The following is a 16749-nucleotide window of genomic DNA, read 5'->3' on the forward strand; positions in this document are numbered from 1 at the left end:
TTCCGGGCCAGCCCCCGGTCTACCCCGTCGAACGCCACGGAACCCGGCACCCCCAGGGAGAGACCCGGCATGTACCAGCAGATGATCTTCGTGAACCTGGCCGTCGACGACCTCGACGCCTCGAAGAAGTTCTTCACGGAACTCGGCTACTCGATCAACGCGCAGTTCAGTGACGAGAACACCGCCTCCGTCGTGATCAGCGACGCCATCGTGGCGATGCTGCACACCAAGCAGCGCTACGCGGAGTTCACGAAGAAGGAGATCGCCGACTCCGCCACGACCAGTGAGGTGCTGCTGGCCCTGAGCTCCGAGAGCCGCGAGCAGGTCGACGAACTGGTCGAGAAGGCCGTCGCGGCGGGCGGCTCGGTCAGCGGCGAGACCCAGGACCAGGGCTTCATGTACGGCCGCGCCTTCGACGACCCGGACGGCCACACCTGGGAGATCGTGTGGATGGACCCGTCCGTCGTGGAGGGCTGAGGAGAAGCCCGTACGGCACGGTCCGGCATGCGCGGGTGGAGACGCTCCCCGCTCATGCCGCCCTCCTCCCGGCACCCCCGGAGCGGATCGAGGCGGCTTCGGAGACGTTGAAACGCCCGGATGGGCAATAAGAAGGTAAAGCCATGTCCTGCTATCGGCATATGCGTTGACACTACTTATGCGCCGCTTATAGACCTGGGAGCCTCACGGGAGTGCTGATGTACCGTCAACCCTCCCTCAACCCCCCGCACTTACGTATCCCGTAAAGGACAAACGTGGCAGTTCTGTCCGTATCACGCCGTACGGCCTCGCGCCGTACCGTCGCACGTACCGTGCGCGCCCTCGGTGTCGCCTCCGCGTCGGCCGCGCTCACCGTCGGTCTCGCAGGCAGCGCGGCCGCCTGCAACATCAACGAGTTCTCGGCCGAGGCCAAGTGCGTCGGTGACAACGGTGTCATCACCGTCACCGACGTGGACCCGGCCGGCGTTCCCGCCACCGTCACCGTGTTCCTGGAGAACAACGGCGCCGACGAGAAGAAGATCGGCGAGCAGGTGGTCAAGGGCTCCCGCGAGGGCGTCACCATCACCTTTGAGGAGGACTGGAAGCCCAACGCCGAGTACCGCATCCACGTCAAGGCCGCGCCCTACGTGGACGAGGACATCAAGCCGAACCTGACCACCCCGGCCACGGCCTGCAAGGGAGAGAAGGAGACCTCGGCTCCGGAGACTCCGGCCCCGGAGCCCACGCCGTCGGCCTCCGCCTCGGCCCCGGCCGAGGAGCCCGCCGAGCCCGGCACGCCGGCCCCGTCGGAGTCGGAGCCCGAGACCACCGCCCCCGCCCCGGCGGACACCTCGGACAACGCTCCGTCGCCTGCCGTCGGTGACTCGAACCTCGCCGAGACCGGCGCGGACTCCAACACCGGTCTGGTCGCCGGTATCGCGGCGGCCCTGGTCGCCGTCGGTGGCGGTGCGGTCTTCTTCGGCATGCGCCGTCGCGGGACGAGCAGCGACAGCTGACATCTCACGCACCGCAGGATGGCCCGTCCCCGCCGGGGCGGGCCATCGCGCGTCCGCCGCAGGTCAGTCCAGTACGACGACCTCGGCCGCGTCGAACTCCACCCCGACCTCGTCCCCGACCTCGGGTGCCGCTCGGAGCGCGCAGGCGGCCTCCAGCCGGGGCGCCTCCTCGGGCTGGAGGCGGACCGCGACATGGGTGCCCCGGAAGGTACGCGCAGTCACCGTGCAGCGCAGCCCCGTCTCGGCCGGGACCAGCCGGACCCCGGCGGGCCGGACGAGCAGCGTCCGCGTGCCCTGCGGGGTGCCCGCCTGCACCGGGACCTTGCCCCACGGCGTCACCGCGACGTCCGCGCCGACCGTCGCCTCGACCACGTTCTCGAAACCCAGGAAGCGAGCCACGAACGCGTCGGCCGGACGCTGCCACACATCAAGGGGCGTACCGGACTGGGCAATTCGTCCGTCCCGCATCACCACGACCCGGTCGGCCAGCGCGAACGCCTCACCCTGGTCGTGCGTCACGGCGAGCACGGTGGTGCCCAACCGACCGAACAGCTCACGCAGTTCGACGACCAGCCGCTCCCTGAGCGTCCGGTCGAGCTGGCCGAGCGGTTCGTCGAGCATCAGCAGCCTCGGGCTGGGCGCCAGGGCGCGTGCCAGGGCGACACGTTGCTGCTCTCCACCGGAGAGCGCCGCCACCGCCCGCCCGGCCGCTCCGGGGAGTCCGACGAGGTTCAGCAACTCCTCCACACGGTCCGCCTGTTCGGTCCGTGACGTGCCGCGCATCCGCAGCCCGAAGGCCACGTTGCCGCCCACGTCCCGCTGCGGGAACAGCTGGTGGTCCTGGAACATCAGCCCGACCCCGCGCCGGTGCGCGGGCACGTCCGTCTGGTCGCGCCCGGCGAGCGAGATCCGCCCCGCGTCGAGGGGCTGCAGTCCTGCCACCGCCCGCAGCAGCGTGGACTTGCCGCTGCCGCTGGGCCCGAGCACGCACACGATCTCGTGCTCGGCCACCCCCAGGTCGACGGCGTCCAGCACCGCCCGTCCGCCGAACCGGACGGTGGCGGCCTCGAGGCTCAACAGCATCTAGAACTCCCCGGATCGATCGGTCCGCAGCCGCTCCAGCGCCAGCAGCGCCACCGCGCACACGATCATCAGAATCGTCGACAGGGCCATCGCCTGACCGTAGTTGAGGTCCCCCGGCCGGCTGAGCAGCCGCGCCACGGCCACCGGCAGGGTCGGGTGGTCCGGCCGCGCGATGAACACCGTCGCGCCGAACTCGCCCAGCGACACCGCGAAGGCGAACCCGGCCGCGATGAGCATCGCCCGCCGCACCATCGGCAGGTCCACCTCGCGCCAGGCCCGCCACGGCGACGCCCCGAGCACCGCCGCCGCCTCCCGCAGCCGCACGTCCACGGCCCGCAGCACGGGCAGCATGGTCCGTACCACGAACGGGACACCGACCAGCGCCTGTGCGAGCGGCACCAGGATCCAGGAGGACCTCAGGTCCAGTGGCGGCTCGTCGAGAGCGATCAGGAACCCGAAGCCGACGGTCACGGCGGACACCCCGAGCGGCAGCATCAGCAGGGCGTCGAAGCCGCGCACCAGCCGTCCCGCGTCCCGCCGGGTGAGTGCGACGGACGCCAGGGAGCCGATCACCACGGCGATGACGGTGGCCAGGGCCGCGTACTGCAGGGAGTTGCCGACCGCCTCGATCGGCGCGACCAGGAACACTCCCCCGTCGTCCCGGGTCAGCGCCCGGTAGTAGCCGGACCCGGCGTCGCCGAAGGACCGTTCCACCAGCACCGCGAGGGGCAGGAGCAGCAGGACGGCGACGGTGGCGACGACCCCGGCGAGCAGCGCCCACTGCCCACCGCCGCGCGGCCGGCGCGCGGTCACGGAGGCGTCCACCAGTCGCAGCGCGGTCTCCCGCCGCCGTACGGTCCAGGCGTGCAGGGCGAGGATCGCGCCCACCGCGACGAACTGGATCATCGTCAGGACGGCGGCGGTGGACAGGTCGAAGATCTCCGAGGTCTGCCGGTAGATCTCCACTTCGAGGGTGGCGAAGGTGGGCCCGCCGAGGATCTGCACCACGCCGAAGGAGGTGAAGGTGAACAGGAAGACCATCAGCGCCGCGGCGGCCACGGCGGGCGCGAGCGCGGGCAGGGTGACGGTCCGCCAGGCGGTGAACCGTGAGGCGCCGAGCATCCGCGCGGCCTCCTCCTGCCGCGGGTCGAGCTGCCCCCAGAGTCCGCCCACGGTCCGCACGACGACGGCGTAGTTGAAGAACACGTGCGCGAGCAGGATCGCCCACACGGTGGTGTCCAGCCGCAGACCCCACAACTCGTCGAGGAGGCCGCCGCGCCCGACGAGCGCCATGAACGCCGTACCGACGACGACCGTCGGCAGCACGAAGGGGACGGTGACCACCGCCCTCAGCAGTTGTCTGCCGGGGAATTCGAAGCGGGCGAGGACATACGCGCCGGGCAGGGCGATCAGCAGGGTGAGGGCGGTGGAGACCAGCGCCTGCCAGGTGGTGAACCACAGCACCTGCCGGACGTCGGACTGCGCCAGTACGTCCCCGATCCGCCCGAGCTGCCAGACCCCGTCGGCCTTCAGACCGCGCGCGACGATCGCGGTGACGGGGTAGGCGAAGAAGACGGCGAAGAACGCGACGGGCACGGCCATCAGGCCGAGCCGCGCCGCGGTCCCGCGCCGCCGCCTTCGCCCGCGCTCTCGCACGGCGGCGGTCCGGCTCACTTCAGTACGAGCGAGGTCCACGACTTGACCCACTGGTCACGGTTGTCGGCGATCCTCGCCGGGTCCATCGTCTCCGGGTCCTTCGCCTGCGGCCCGTACTTCGTGAACTCCTCGGGCACCTGGGCGCCCTCCCGCACCGGGTAGACGAACATGTTGAGCGGCATGTCGTCCTGGAACTCCTTGGTGAGCAGGAAGTCGAGCAGTGCCTTGCCGCCCTCGGGGTTCTTCGCGTTGCCGAGCAGCCCCGCGTACTCGACCTGACGGAAGCAGGTGCCGTCGACGACACCGGTGGGAGCGGTCGTCGGCTTCGGGTCGGCGTAGATCACCTCGGCGGGCGGGGAGGAGGCGTAGGACACCACCAGCGGCCGGTCGCCCCCCGCCTGCTTGCCGCCGGCCGAGCCGGAGAACTCCTCGTTGTAGGCCTGCTCCCAGCCGTCTACCACCTTCACGCCGTTGACCTTGAGCTTCTTCCAGTAGTCCGTCCAGCCTTCGTCCCCGTACTTCGCGGCGGTGCCGAGGAGGAAACCGAGGCCGGGCGAGGAGGTGGAGGCGTTCTCGGCGACGAGGAGGTTCTTGTACTCGGGCTTGATCAGGTCGTCGAAGGTCTTCGGCGGGGTCAGGTCGCGCTCGCTGAACCACTCCTTGTCGTAGTTGACGCAGACGTCGCCGGTGTCGACCGGCGTGACCCGGTGCTTGTCCTCGTCGACGCGGTACTCGGGAAGGATCAGGTCGGAGCCCTCGGCCTCGTAGGACTGGAACAGCCCGTTGTCGAGAGCGCGGGACAGCAGGGTGTTGTCGACGCCGAAGAAGACGTCGCCCTGGGGGTTGTCCTTGGTCAGGATCGCCTTGTTCACGGCCGATCCGGCGTCGCCGTCCTCCAGGACCTTGACCTTGTAGCCGGACTTCTTCTCGAAGGCGGCGATGACGTCCTTCGACACGGCCCACGAGTTGTGGCTGACCAGGGTCACGGTCCCGGACCCGCCGGACCCGGACTCCCGGTCGTCGCCGCCGGACGAGCCGCAGGCGGACAGGGTGACCAGCCCCAGCCCGACGGCCAGGATCGTGACCTTCTTGGTGATGCTCACCGGATTCACCGGATTCCTCCTGGGGGTGACCAGGAAGAGACGCGGCCCTGTCCGGGACCCCTCACGGGTGCCCCGGGCAGGGCACAACAGCTCGAGTGATGACCGATCTCCCTACCCAGAATGACCTGGGCGAGGTTCGGAGGGTCTGCGGCCGATGCCGCACTCTCAGCGCTGTGGCGCTCCCCTGTCGGAATATGAACGTATGTTTACCCGATATGAAGTTGTTGTCCTTGCAACGTCTTCTACGCCGGACAGGCTACCTCTCGCTCGCGGCGAGCTGGCCACAGGCCCCGTCGATCTCCTGTCCACGGGTGTCCCGGATCGTCACCGGCACACCGTGCGCGGCGATCGCGTCCACGAACGCCTTCTCGTCCTCGGGCCGCGAAGCGGTCCACTGGGAGCCGGGCGTCGGGTTGAGCGGGATGAGGTTGACGTGCACGGGCCTGCCCTTCAGCAGCCGCCCGAGCCGGTCGCCGCGCCACGCCTGGTCGTTGATGTCCCGGATCAGCGCGTACTCGATGGACAGCCGTCGCCCCGACTTGGCCGCGTACTCGAAACCGGCGTCGAGGACCTCGCGCACCTTCCACCGCGTGTTCACGGGGACGAGGGTGTCGCGCAGTTCGTCGTCGGGCGCGTGCAGGGAGACGGCCAGGCGGCACTTGAAGCCCTCGTCGGAGAACCGGTTGATCGCCGGCACCAGCCCGACGGTCGAGACGGTGATCCCGCGCTGCGACAGCCCGAGCCCGTCGGGCTCCGGGTCGGTCAGGCGGCGGATCGAACCCACCACCCGGTTGTAGTTGGCGAGCGGCTCGCCCATCCCCATGAAGACGATGTTGCTCAGCCGGGCGGGCCCTCCGGGGACCTCGCCGTCCCGCAGCGCCCGCATGCCGTCCACGATCTGGTGCACGATCTCCGCGGTGGACAGGTTCCGGTCGAGCCCGGCCTGCCCGGTCGCGCAGAAGGGGCAGTTCATGCCGCAGCCCGCCTGCGAGCTGATGCACATCGTCACCCGGTCCGGGTACCGCATGAGCACCGACTCGACGAGGGTTCCGTCGAACAGCTTCCACAGCGTCTTGCGGGTGGTGCCCTGGTCGGTCGACAGGTGCCGGACGACCGTCATCAGCTCGGGGAGCAGCGCCTCCTGGAGCTTGGCACGGGAACCGGCGGGAATGTCGGTCCACTGCTCAGGGTCGTGCGCGTACCGCGCGAAGTAGTGCTGCGAGAGCTGCTTGGCGCGGAACGGCTTCTCACCGGCCGCCGCGACCGCCTCCTTGCGCTCGGCGGGCGTGAGGTCGGCAAGGTGCCGCGGCGGCTTCTTGGCTCCGCGCGGCGCGACAAAAGTGAGTTCTCCGGGCTTAGGCATGGCGGTACCAGTGTCGCAGATCCAATCGGGTGACCGCGCGAGCCGTCCGAGGGCACCCTGGAGCGCTCAGAACAACCCGCCGACCAGAGCCACGGCCCAGGAGCCGAGCTCTTCCAGCGGTGGGACATCCGGCAGTACAGACGCGGTTTGCGCCGCCCGCCCTGGTCGATCAAGGTGTCGCACCATCGGCACGGCAGCTCACCCCGGTACCTGCCGTCGTCCCCCAGCCGTGCCTGCGCCATGGCGGAACCCTACCCACGGGTGCACGCGCCGGACAGGGCGGGGGAACGGCGGCGGACGTGCTCGGGGTGGCCGGGCCCTTCCTTCGACGGGTCGAGCCCCCGCGTCCGGCGGGACGCGGGGGCTCGAAGAGGTCCGGGACCGACGGGGTCAGCTGCCGACGAAGATCACCAGCAGCAGCCACACCACCGGGGCCGTGGGCAGCAGGGAGTCCAGGCGGTCCATGATGCCGCCGTGGCCGGGGAGCAGGGTGCCCATGTCCTTGATGCCCAGGTCCCGCTTGATCATGGACTCGCCCAGGTCGCCGAGGGTGGCGCTGACAGCGACCGCGAGGCCGAGCAGCAGCCCCTGCCACCAGGTGCCGTCGTCGATCAGGAACTGCATGCACAGCGCGCCCGCCGCCATCGCGAACCCGACCGCGCCCAGCAGGCCCTCGCGGGTCTTGCCGGGGCTGATGCGCGGGGCGAGCTTGTGCGTGCCGAAGCGCCAGCCGACGGCGTACGCACCGGTGTCGCTTATGACAGTGAGCAGCAGGAACACCAGGACCCGCCAGTGCCCGTCGTCCGCGGCCAGCATCATCGTGACGAAGGTCGCCAGGAACGGCACGTAGAACGCGGCGAAGATCCCCGCCGTGACGTCCCTGAGGTAGTTCTCGGGCGGTTGGGTCATCCGCCAGACCAGCACCGCCAGCGCGGTGAACGCCATGGCGACCCACGCGCCCTCGGCGCCCCGGACGTACCCGGCGACGACCATGGCCGCGCCGCCGAACGCGAGCGGCACGAGCGGCGCCCGGATCCCCTTGCACTCCTCCAGCCGCTTGGTCAGCTCCCACAGGCCCACCACGACGGCGGCCGCGACGACGCCGACGAAGACCGCCTTGACGACGAACAGCGACACAACGATCACCGCGCCGAGCCCGACACCGACCCCTATGGCGGCGCCCAGGTCGCGTCCCGCGCTCTTCTTCTGCGGCGGGGGCGCCGGCTGCGGGGCGTCGGGCATGGGCTCCGGATTCTGCGGCATCTCCCCCGGATGGGGGCGCGCCCGCGTCGTCTCGTCTGGGAACAGAGGGCCGCTCAGCCGAGCGGTCCCCCGGCCCATGTCCTGATCGGCACCGTGTTCGGGCAGGTCGGGCACGATGGGCATGGGGCGAGTCTGCTGCGCGTAGTGCGCATCGTACGTGGGAGCCGCCGGGACAGCTCCCTGGGCGGACCCCTGCTCGGGCGGCCCCCAGTACCCGGCCTGCGGCGGCGCCCCCCAGGAAGAGTCGTTCATCAGACTTCGAGCAGTTCCGCTTCCTTGTGCTTCAGGAGCTCGTCCACCTGCGCGACGTACTTCGCGGTGGTGTCGTCGAGCTCCTTCTCCGCACGGCGGCCCTCGTCCTCGCCGACCTCGCCGTCCTTGATCATCTTGTCGATGCCGTCCTTGGCCTTGCGGCGCACGGCACGGATGGAGACCTTGGCGTCCTCTCCCTTGGCCTTGGCGACCTTGATGAACTCGCGGCGGCGCTCCTCGGTGAGCTCGGGGAACACCACGCGGATGATATTGCCGTCGTTGCTCGGGTTGACGCCCAGGTCGGAGTCGCGGATGGCCTGTTCGATGTTGCGCAGGGCGCTCTTGTCGAACGGCGTCACCACGGCCATGCGCGGCTCGGGCACGGAGAACGAGGCCAGCTGGTTGATCGGCGTCAGTGCGCCGTAGTAGTCAGCCACGATCTTGTTGAACATCGCCGGGTGCGCACGACCGGTGCGGATCGCGGCGAAGTCCTCCTTGGCGACCACGACGGCCTTCTCCATTTTCTCCTCGGCCTCGAGGAGGGTCTCTTCGATCACCACTTGCTCCTGCGTGTCTTGAGTAGGCCCAGCCGCGGTTCCCTGGCGGGGCGGCGGCCAGCTGCGTCGCGTCTTCTTCCTGCACGGTTCCCGACCAGCGGGACATTGTCCATCCCCCGGCCCGGCCCGTCCCGTCCGTCCCCAGGAGTGTCCTGACTCGGACGGGTGGTTCTGGTCCGGTCAGTTCCGGTCCGTCTGGTCACCCACAAGTGTGCCGATCTTCTCACCCTTGACGGCGCGCGCGATATTGCCCTCCGTCAGCAGTTCGAAGACGACGATCGGGAGCTTGTTGTCGCGGCACAGGGTGATGGCCGTGGCGTCGGCGACCTTCAGGTCACGCGTGATGACCTCCCCGTACCCGAGATGGTCGAACTTCACCGCGTCGGGGTTGGTCTTCGGGTCGGAGTCGTAGACCCCGTCCACACCGTTCTTGCCCATCAGGAGCGCCTCGGCGTCGATCTCCAGGGCGCGCTGGGCGGCGGTGGTGTCGGTGGAGAAGTACGGCATGCCCATACCGGCGCCGAAGATGACCACGCGGCCCTTCTCCAGGTGCCGTACGGCTCGCAGGGGGATGTAGGGCTCCGCGACCTGGCCCATGGTGATGGCGGTCTGCACCCTGCAGTCCACGCCTTCCTTCTCCAGGAAGTCCTGGAGCGCCAGGCAGTTCATCACGGTGCCCAGCATGCCCATGTAGTCGGAGCGGGCCCGGTCCATGCCGCGCTGCTGCAGTTCCGCGCCGCGGAAGAAGTTGCCGCCGCCGATGACGGCGGCGATCTGCGCGCCGTCACGGACGACCGCCGCGATCTCGCGTGCCACGGCGTGCACCACGTCGGGATCGACGCCCAGGCCGCCGCCACCGGAGAATGCCTCTCCGGACAGCTTCAGCAGAAACCGGCCGCGTACTTTGCCGTCGTCGCTCTTCTCGGCCTTGGTGGTCATGGGGATCCCGCCTCTTTCACGTGTTGCACATACGAAGGAGGCCACTGCCGGTGGGGTGTGCTTCGCATCCCATGCGGCAATGGCCTCCTCGTCAGATCTGCTGTCACCCGGCACGCGCACGTGCGTGACGGCGTGTCCGAACGACTGCTGACGACCCTATCGGGGTCGCGCGCCCGTCGCGGTGCGGACTCAGATGCCGACCTTGATGCGCGTGAAGCGCTTCAGGGTGACACCGGCCTCGTCCAGAACCTGCTGGACGGACTTCTTGTTGTCCAGCGCGTAGGGCTGGCCGAGCAGCGTGGCGTCCTTGAAGAAGCCGTTGAGGCGCCCCTCGACGATCTTCGGCAAGGCGGCCTCGGGCTTGCCCTCGGCGCGGGTGGTCTCCTCGGCGACGCGGCGCTCGGTCTCGATGACCTCGGCCGGCACGTCCTCCTTGGAGAGGTACTTCGGCGCGAACGCGGCGATGTGCTGGGCGACGCCCTTGGCGACCTCGGCACTCGGCTTGTCGAGCTCGACGAGGACACCGATCTGCGGGGGCAGGTCGGGCATCGTGCGGTGCATGTACGCCGCCACGTAGCCGTCGGTGAACTGGGCGAAACGGTCCAGGACGATCTTCTCGCCCAGGTTGGCGTTGGCCTCGTCGACGAACGCCTGGACGGTCTTGCCGGCCTCGATCTCAGAGGCGAGCAGGGCCTCGATGTCGGCCGGGGAGGTCTTGGCGACGTGCTCGGCGATGGCGGTGGCCACGCCCTGGAACTTCTCGCCCTTGGCGACGAAGTCCGTCTCGCACTTCAGCTCCACGAGGACGCCGGAGGCGTTGTCGTCGGCGATGATCGAGACCACGGCGCCGTTCTCGGCGGAGCGGCCCTCGCGCTTGGCGACGCCCTTCTGGCCCTTGATACGGAGCGCCTCGACGGCCTTCTCGACGTTGCCCTCGGCCTCGTCCAGCGCCTTCTTGCAGTCCATCATGCCAGCGCCGGTGAGCTCCCGGAGCTTCTTGACGTCGGCGGCGGTGTAGTTCGCCATGAGTCTGTGAGTCTTTCTCGAAGTCTGGAGGTTCGGAGATCTGCGGGTCCGCGATCTACGTGTAGACGCGGATCGCGGACTCACCGCTGACCTACGGGTGAACGGCGGGAGCAGACTTCATGCGGCCCGCTCCCGCCGTATCCGCACGGACGGGCCGGTCAGGCCTGGTCGGCCTCGGCGGCGGCCGGGGCGGCGTCGGCGTCGGCCGGGGCGGCGTCGGCCGCGGGGGCCTCGGCAGCCTCGGCCGGCTTCTCGGCCTCGGCGGCGGCCGGGGTCTCGTCGGCCTTCTTCTCGCCCTCGAGCAGGTCGCGCTCCCACTCGGCGAGGGGCTCGCCGGCGGCCTTCTCGCCCTTGCCCTCGGTGGCGACACCGGAGCGGGCGATGAGGCCCTCGGCGACCGCGTCGGCGATCACGCGGGTGAGCAGGGTGACCGAGCGGATCGCGTCGTCGTTGCCCGGGATCTTGTAGTCGACCTCGTCGGGGTCGCAGTTGGTGTCGAGGATGGCGACGACCGGGATGTTGAGCTTCCGGGCCTCACCGACCGCGATGTGCTCCTTCTTGGTGTCCACGATCCAGACGGCGCTGGGCACCTTCTGCATCTCGCGGATACCGCCGAGGGTCTTCTCCAGCTTGGCCTTCTCGCGGGAGAGGACCAGCAGCTCCTTCTTGGTGAGGCCGGAGGCGGCCACGTCCTCGAAGTCGATCTGCTCGAGCTCCTTGAGGCGCTGCAGACGCTTGTAGACGGTCGAGAAGTTGGTGAGCATGCCGCCCAGCCAGCGCTGGTTGACGTAGGGCATGCCGACGCGGGTGGCCTGCTCGGCGATGGCCTCCTGCGCCTGCTTCTTCGTACCGACGAACATGACCGTGCCGCCGTGGGCGACGGTCTCCTTGACGAACTCGTAGGCGCGGTCGATGTACGACAGCGACTGGAGCAGGTCGATGATGTAGATGCCGTTGCGCTCGGTGAAGATGAAGCGCTTCATCTTCGGGTTCCAACGGCGGGTCTGGTGACCGAAGTGGACGCCGCTTTCCAGCAGCTCCCGCATCGTGACGACGGCCATGGCCGTATCTCCTTGGTTTTCTCGGTTGTGCCGCGGGAGCCGGCGGTTCCCGCGCCTGACGCCCACGACGCGCCGTTGCCACAGAGGACCGAGGGGCGCTGACACCGGGAGCGGTCGCGACCGTGCGATCGTGACCGGACCTGATGTCGGGGCGTGCGAAGTCGACCCGGTGACCCGGATCGCCACCCAGAAGTGTACGGGACCCACGGGGCACCGGGTGACGTCGTTGTCCACAACCGGCCGGTGGTCCACAGGTCCCGGCGGTGATCACGGATCTCGGGGAGGCTCCCCGCATGCAAGTGAGCCGATTTCTGAGGACGTGTGCGCGCACGGCCGTCCTGCTGGTCCTGACTTCGACGGTGCTGCTGTCACCACCGCCGCCTTCGCTGCCGTTGCTCGTGGCTCGGACGGGTGACACGGCTCCGCCGGATGCCGACACTGATACCGCTGATGCTGATACCGCCGATACCGGTTCCGGTGCCGGGGCGGCGGACCCCGGGTCCGGGGTGCCGGCCGTCGGGCGGGCCTGGCCCGTGGGGGTACGGCCCCGGGTGCTGCGCGGCTGGGAACCGCCGGAGACCAGGTACGGGCGCGGGCACCGCGGCGTGGACCTGGCGGCGGCGCCGGGGACCCCGGTACGGGCGGTGGCGGCGGGCCGGGTCTCCTACGCCGGCCGGGTGGCCGGCCGGGGCGTCGTCTCGGTGGAGCTGTCCGGCACGGGGGCCCCACCTCTGCGTACGACCTACGAGCCGGTCCTGCCGTCGGTGGAGAAAGGGGCCGAGGTGGCACCGGGCGAGGTGATCGGCACGGTGGCGGCCACGGGCTCCCACTGCACGGCACCCTGCCTGCACTGGGGCCTGCTGAGAGCGGACGTCTACCTCAACCCGCTCGCCCTGCTCCCGCCCCACCTGCTCGGCGGCCCCTCAAGACTCCTCCCGGTCCTCGGCGTACCGCTGCCGGAGTGACCGGGACACCGGAGAAGCGGGGGGCCAGGGCCGGACGGGTCAGGGCCGGACGCCCCGGAGGGTCATGGCGACCGCCGCCTCTGTGATCGTCTCCGGGTTCTCCGCGGCGCCCAGTTCGATCCGGCGCACAGCGGCGTCGACCACGCCCTGGAGCAGCATCGCCGCGAGCCGGGGCTGCTCGTGGCCCAGTTCACCCAGCGCCTCGACGATCATCGCGACGAGTCCGCCGTGCGCCGCGCGGATCTTCTCCCGGGCACCCGCGTCGAGTTCGCTCGCGGAGATGGCCACCACGGCACGGTGACGCCGGTCCCCGACCAGTTCCAGCTGCTTGCGGACGTACGCCTCGACCTTGGCCTCGGCGCCCTCGACCGCGGCCATCGCGAACTCGACCTCGGCCGCCCAGACCGGGAAGTCGACCTCGCACAGCTCCTCGACGACGGCCGCGCGGGAGCGGAAGTACTCGTACACGGAGGAGCGCGCCAGGCCGGTGCGCTCGGCGAGGGAAGGGAAGGTCAGCGCCTCCGTACCGCCCTCGGACAGCAGGGAGCGTGCCGCGTCCAGCAGGGCGGCTCGCTGCATCGACCGGTGCTCGGCCACGGAGGCCGCTCGAATCCTTGGCACGCCCACCACTTTACGGACGCCCCGCACGAGGGGGGAGTCCCCAGACCGAAACCGCAGGTGGGACAGGTGCCCCCGCAGCCTGCCGAGCCGCCGGTTCAGCCGCCGAAGCTCGCCAGTTTCGCCCTCAGCTGGAGTACGGACTTGGTGTGGATCTGGCTGACCCTGCTCTCCGTGACCCCCAGCACATGGCCGATCTCGGCCAGGGTGAGCCCCTCGTAGTAGTACAGCGTGACAACGGTCTTCTCGCGCTCCGGGAGCGTGTTGATCGCCCGTGCGAGGAACCGTCGCAGCTCCCGGCCCTCGGCCACCTCCACCGGGTTGTCGGCGGCGGTGTCCTCCAGGGTGTCCATCAGGCTGAGCCGGTCGCCGCTGTCGCCCCCTGCATGCAGCAGCTCCTCCAGGGCGACGACGTTCGCGAGGGACAGCTGGCTGAAAACCGCGTGCAGCTCCTCCACGGCGATACCCATCTCGCCTGCGACCTCGCTCTCCGTCGGCGTGCGCCTGAGCCGGGCCTCCAGCGTCGCGTACGCCCGCTCGACGTTGCGCGCCTTCTGCCGCACCGAGCGCGGAATCCAGTCCAGGGCCCGCAGCTCGTCGATCATCGCGCCCCTGATGCGGGTGATCGCGTAGGTCTCGAACTTGATCTCCCGGTCGACGTCGAACTTCTCGATCGCGTCGATCAGTCCGAACACCCCGGAGGAGACGAAGTCCGCCTGATCCACATTGGGCGGCAGCCCCACGCTGACCCGGCCCGCGACGTACTTCACCAACGGCGAGTAGTGCAGGATCAGCTGCTCCCGCAGTCGCTCGTCCCCTGTCTCCTTGTACGACCGCCACAGCTCGTCGAGCGTCGAGGGAGCGGGCGGCCGCACGCTGCCACCGTCACGGGCGGCTGGGGGGATCGCCGCCCGGTCGGACCCGGAGGTGTGCTGGGGCATTCGTCGCCTTGTGCCGTTCTGCAGCGGACCGTTGCCGTCTGCGTGAGCTGTCTGTCCGATACCGAGCCGCCCGTCTGTGCCTGCCCGGATCGCCTGCCGTGGTGCCCTTCCGCGCTGTCTTTCCGTATCGGGACGCTTGTGAGCGTAGCGTGACTGCGGAGTCGCGGTGCGCGAAGAAGTGAGGCCGGGGCGCGCGTGGAGGTGTCCCGACCCCGGCCCCGCCGGGTCGCATTCGTCGCTCTGCGTGTTCACCCGGGTGTCCCAACTGACGTATTTTCCAAGGGGCGTGGACGTTCCCCCGGACGGCCGAACACGCTCCGTCAGTGATCATCGGAACCGTCCCCGACCGGGATCACCGCCTGGCGTGTCAACTTCCAGTCGTCGCCATGTCGTTCGACGTATCCAAGTGCTCGCAGTTCGTACAGTCTCGCGATCGCGTCGTCGCGGGTGGTGCGCGCACCGCGCGCGATCCCGTCCACTCCGGCCGCCACTCGCGCCGGCAGCGCGTCGAGTACCTGGCGGGCGGCCGGTTCCAGCAGGTCGCGGGGCAGTACCGGGCCGCGCCGGTCCGGGGCCAGTTCCCCCATGTCTCCGACCAGTTCGATGATCTCCGCGGCGTCGGTGACCAGCACCGCCTCCTGCCGCAGCAGTTCGTGCACCCCGGCGGAGCGCCCACTGGTGGCCGGCCCGGGTACCCCCATCGTGTGGCGTCCCAGGCGCCGGGCCGCCCTGGCGGTCACCAGGGAGCCGCTGCGGTGGGCGGCCTCGACGACCACGGTGCCCCGGGTGAGCGCGGCGATGACCCGGTTGCGGAGGATGAATCTGCTCGGCGTCGGGTGATCACCGGGCGGCAGCTCGCCGATCACCAGCCCCTGTTCCGCGATCCTGGTGATCAGTCCGGTGTGTCCGCGCGGGTAGGGCCGGTCGACTCCGCAGGCGAGTACGGCGACGGTGGCGCCGCCCGAGCCGAGCACACCACGGTGGGCGGCGCCGTCGACCCCGTAGGCGCCGCCGGAGACCACGACCCAGCCGCGTTCGGCGAGTTCGGCGGAAAGGGTGGCAGCCATGTGCGCGCCGTACTCGGTGCAGGCGCGGGCACCGACGACGGCGACCGAGCGCAGCGCCCACATCCGCAGGTCGGCTGGGCCGCGCACCCACAGCCCGAGGGGCCGGCCGTCCCCCAGGTCGTCGAGCTGCCGGGGCCACTCGGCCGTCCCGGGGCACACGAACCGCGCCCCGGCGTCCCGCGCGACGGCGAGATCCCGGTCCGGTTCGGCCCGCGCGCTCCGCGCCAACATTCCGGCCCACCGCCGGCCGCTCACCCCCGGCAGCGGCTCGGCTCCGTCCCGCAGCCGTGACACCACTTTCCGCGCGCCCAGTTCCCGCACCCACCGCCCACCGGTCTCGTCGCCGGGTTCGAGGACACGGGTGAGGAAGATCCGGGCAAGGAACTCGTCACCGCGGCCGTCGGCCGGTTCACGGCCGGGCCGCCCGCCCGCGGGCTCGTCGGCGCGGCTCATGTCAGCGCTCCGATGGCCATAGGCACGCCGCGGGGGACGCCGGTGCGCAGTTGCAGCGCGAGGGCGACGTCCCTGGCGTCGGGCCGGTCGTGACCGACCAGGTCGGCGACGGTCCAGGCGACCCGCAGCACCCGGTCGAGTCCACGGGCGCTGAGCACACCGCGCTCCAGGCTCCGCTCGGCGTCCTCCAGCGCGCCGGGCGCCGCGTGCCAGCGGCGGCGCAGCTCCCGTCCGGGGATGTCGCCGTTGGTGCGCCACGGGGTGCCGGTGAGCCTCGCGGCGGCGCGTTCGCGGGCCGCGCGCACCCGGTCGGCGACCGTGGCGGTGGATTCACCGCGGGCCCCGTCAGCGGTCAGTTCGGCACGTGTGACGCGCTCGGCCTCGACCCGCAGGTCGACCCGGTCGAGCAGCGGGCCGGACAGCCGGGCCTGGTAACGGCGGATCAACGAGGGCGGGCACTCGCACAGGGCCTCCTTCGGCGAGAAGCGGCCGCAGGGACAGGGGTTGGCGGCGAGTACCATCAGGAACCTCGCCGGGAAGCGCACCACGCCGGAACTGCGCGCGATGACGACGTGCCCGGCCTCCAGCGGCTGGCGCAGGGCGTCCAGGGCACGGCCGCCGAACTCGGGGGTCTCGTCCAGAAAGAGCACACCCCGGTGCGCGAGGGACACCGCTCCGGGCCGGGCGATCCCAGGGCCGCCGCCGACGAGCGCCTGCATCGTGGCCGAGTGGTGCGGGGCGCAGTAGGGGGCGGTGTCGATCAGGGGCTTGCCCGGGGGCAGCAGGCCGGCCACCGAGTGCACCGCCGTGACCTCCAGCGACTCCTGTCGGTCGAGCGGGGGCAGGAGCGAGGGCAGCCGCTCCGCGAGCATGGTCTTGCCCGCGCCCGGTGGGACACACTGTCCGAGA

General features: G+C 70.6%; 15 protein-coding genes and 1 pseudogene. 3 read left to right on the plus strand and 13 right to left on the minus strand.

The annotated features are described in order from the left end of the window. The first annotated feature begins 69 nt into the window (after positions 1-69). On the plus strand, positions 70-477 hold the full coding sequence (locus tag AC6F7H_RS05385; protein WP_500755542.1) for a VOC family protein: 408 nt from the start codon (positions 70-72) through the stop codon (positions 475-477). A 275-nt stretch (positions 478-752) separates the two neighbouring features. Next, entirely contained in the window at positions 753-1493 is a 741-nt protein-coding gene (locus tag AC6F7H_RS05390) for an LAETG motif-containing sortase-dependent surface protein (protein ID WP_500755544.1), read from the plus strand. Between the two features lie 63 nt (positions 1494-1556). Here the strand turns inward: AC6F7H_RS05390 and AC6F7H_RS05395 are convergent, their stop codons facing one another. The 9 genes from AC6F7H_RS05395 to rpsB form a co-directional block, all read right to left on the minus strand. Beyond that, a complete protein-coding gene (locus AC6F7H_RS05395) occupies positions 1557-2576 on the minus strand; it encodes an ABC transporter ATP-binding protein (protein ID WP_500755545.1) in 1020 nt (339 codons plus the stop codon). Further along, positions 2577-4271 carry an ABC transporter permease gene (locus AC6F7H_RS05400; protein ID WP_500755546.1) on the minus strand — a complete coding sequence of 565 codons (1695 nt, stop codon included), beginning with the start codon at positions 4269-4271 and terminating at the stop codon, positions 2577-2579. Beyond that, positions 4247-5335: a thiamine ABC transporter substrate-binding protein gene (locus AC6F7H_RS05405; RefSeq protein WP_500755547.1), complete on the minus strand. Its 1089-nt coding sequence runs from the start codon at positions 5333-5335 to the stop codon at positions 4247-4249. The genes AC6F7H_RS05400 and AC6F7H_RS05405 overlap by 25 nt, the downstream gene beginning before the upstream one ends. A gap of 256 nt (positions 5336-5591) precedes the next feature. Continuing rightward, positions 5592-6698, minus strand: a complete 1107-nt coding sequence (rlmN, locus tag AC6F7H_RS05410; protein ID WP_500755548.1) for a dual-specificity RNA methyltransferase RlmN — start codon at positions 6696-6698, stop codon at positions 5592-5594. Positions 6699-7088: 390 nt separating this feature from the next. Further along, positions 7089-8213, minus strand: a complete 1125-nt coding sequence (locus AC6F7H_RS05415; RefSeq protein WP_500755550.1) for a phosphatidate cytidylyltransferase — start codon at positions 8211-8213, stop codon at positions 7089-7091. Then, positions 8213-8770, minus strand: coding sequence for a ribosome recycling factor (gene frr, locus AC6F7H_RS05420; protein WP_109381790.1), 558 nt, complete (start codon positions 8768-8770; stop codon positions 8213-8215). Before frr ends, AC6F7H_RS05415 begins: the two co-directional genes overlap by 1 nt. A 180-nt stretch (positions 8771-8950) precedes the next feature. Beyond that, positions 8951-9709 (minus strand): UMP kinase, encoded by a 759-nt coding sequence (gene pyrH, locus AC6F7H_RS05425; RefSeq protein WP_202276293.1) that lies wholly within the window; start codon positions 9707-9709, stop codon positions 8951-8953. A 189-nt stretch (positions 9710-9898) separates the two neighbouring features. Next, positions 9899-10735 (minus strand): translation elongation factor Ts, encoded by an 837-nt coding sequence (gene tsf / locus AC6F7H_RS05430; protein WP_500755551.1) that lies wholly within the window; start codon positions 10733-10735, stop codon positions 9899-9901. A gap of 158 nt (positions 10736-10893) precedes the next feature. Further along, complete coding sequence (rpsB, locus tag AC6F7H_RS05435; RefSeq protein ID WP_500755553.1) at positions 10894-11796, minus strand: 30S ribosomal protein S2; 903 nt, start codon at positions 11794-11796, stop codon at positions 10894-10896. Positions 11797-12089: 293 nt separating this feature from the next. On the opposite strand from rpsB, the gene AC6F7H_RS05440 reads away from it, so the two are divergent. Beyond that, complete coding sequence (locus AC6F7H_RS05440) at positions 12090-12761, plus strand: M23 family metallopeptidase (RefSeq protein WP_500755554.1); 672 nt, start codon at positions 12090-12092, stop codon at positions 12759-12761. A gap of 39 nt (positions 12762-12800) precedes the next feature. On the opposite strand, the gene AC6F7H_RS05445 is transcribed toward AC6F7H_RS05440, so the two are convergent. The 4 genes and pseudogenes from AC6F7H_RS05445 to AC6F7H_RS05460 form a co-directional block, all read right to left on the minus strand. Beyond that, positions 12801-13358: a TetR/AcrR family transcriptional regulator gene (locus AC6F7H_RS05445; protein WP_500761666.1), complete on the minus strand. Its 558-nt coding sequence runs from the start codon at positions 13356-13358 to the stop codon at positions 12801-12803. A 119-nt stretch (positions 13359-13477) separates the two neighbouring features. Next, positions 13478-14320 (minus strand): RNA polymerase sigma factor WhiG, encoded by an 843-nt coding sequence (gene whiG / locus AC6F7H_RS05450; protein ID WP_500755555.1) that lies wholly within the window; start codon positions 14318-14320, stop codon positions 13478-13480. Positions 14321-14640: 320 nt separating this feature from the next. After that, entirely contained in the window at positions 14641-15840 is a 1200-nt protein-coding gene (dprA, locus tag AC6F7H_RS05455; protein WP_500755557.1) for a DNA-processing protein DprA, read from the minus strand. Then, a pseudogene (locus AC6F7H_RS05460) lies at positions 15837-16733 on the minus strand (ATP-binding protein); the annotation flags it as partial. The gene dprA and the pseudogene AC6F7H_RS05460, both read right to left, overlap by 4 nt. Positions 16734-16749 lie beyond the last annotated feature (16 nt).

The organism is Streptomyces sp. MMS24-W38, from assembly GCF_059889265.1.

What these genes read in the sequence shown, in the direction of transcription:
- dprA (WP_500755557.1), bottom strand. Translation starts at nt 15,840, where the DNA reads ATGAGCCGCGCCGACGAGCCCGCGGGCGGGCGGCCCGGCCGTGAACCG.
- pyrH (WP_202276293.1), bottom strand. Translation starts at nt 9,709, where the DNA reads ATGACCACCAAGGCCGAGAAGAGCGACGACGGCAAAGTACGCGGCCGG.
- tsf (WP_500755551.1), bottom strand. Translation starts at nt 10,735, where the DNA reads ATGGCGAACTACACCGCCGCCGACGTCAAGAAGCTCCGGGAGCTCACC.
- AC6F7H_RS05395 (WP_500755545.1), bottom strand. Translation starts at nt 2,576, where the DNA reads ATGCTGTTGAGCCTCGAGGCCGCCACCGTCCGGTTCGGCGGACGGGCG.
- rlmN (WP_500755548.1), bottom strand. Translation starts at nt 6,698, where the DNA reads ATGCCTAAGCCCGGAGAACTCACTTTTGTCGCGCCGCGCGGAGCCAAG.
- AC6F7H_RS05440 (WP_500755554.1), top strand. Translation starts at nt 12,090, where the DNA reads ATGCAAGTGAGCCGATTTCTGAGGACGTGTGCGCGCACGGCCGTCCTG.
- whiG (WP_500755555.1), bottom strand. Translation starts at nt 14,320, where the DNA reads ATGCCCCAGCACACCTCCGGGTCCGACCGGGCGGCGATCCCCCCAGCC.
- AC6F7H_RS05415 (WP_500755550.1), bottom strand. Translation starts at nt 8,213, where the DNA reads ATGAACGACTCTTCCTGGGGGGCGCCGCCGCAGGCCGGGTACTGGGGG.
- AC6F7H_RS05385 (WP_500755542.1), top strand. Translation starts at nt 70, where the DNA reads ATGTACCAGCAGATGATCTTCGTGAACCTGGCCGTCGACGACCTCGAC.
- rpsB (WP_500755553.1), bottom strand. Translation starts at nt 11,796, where the DNA reads ATGGCCGTCGTCACGATGCGGGAGCTGCTGGAAAGCGGCGTCCACTTC.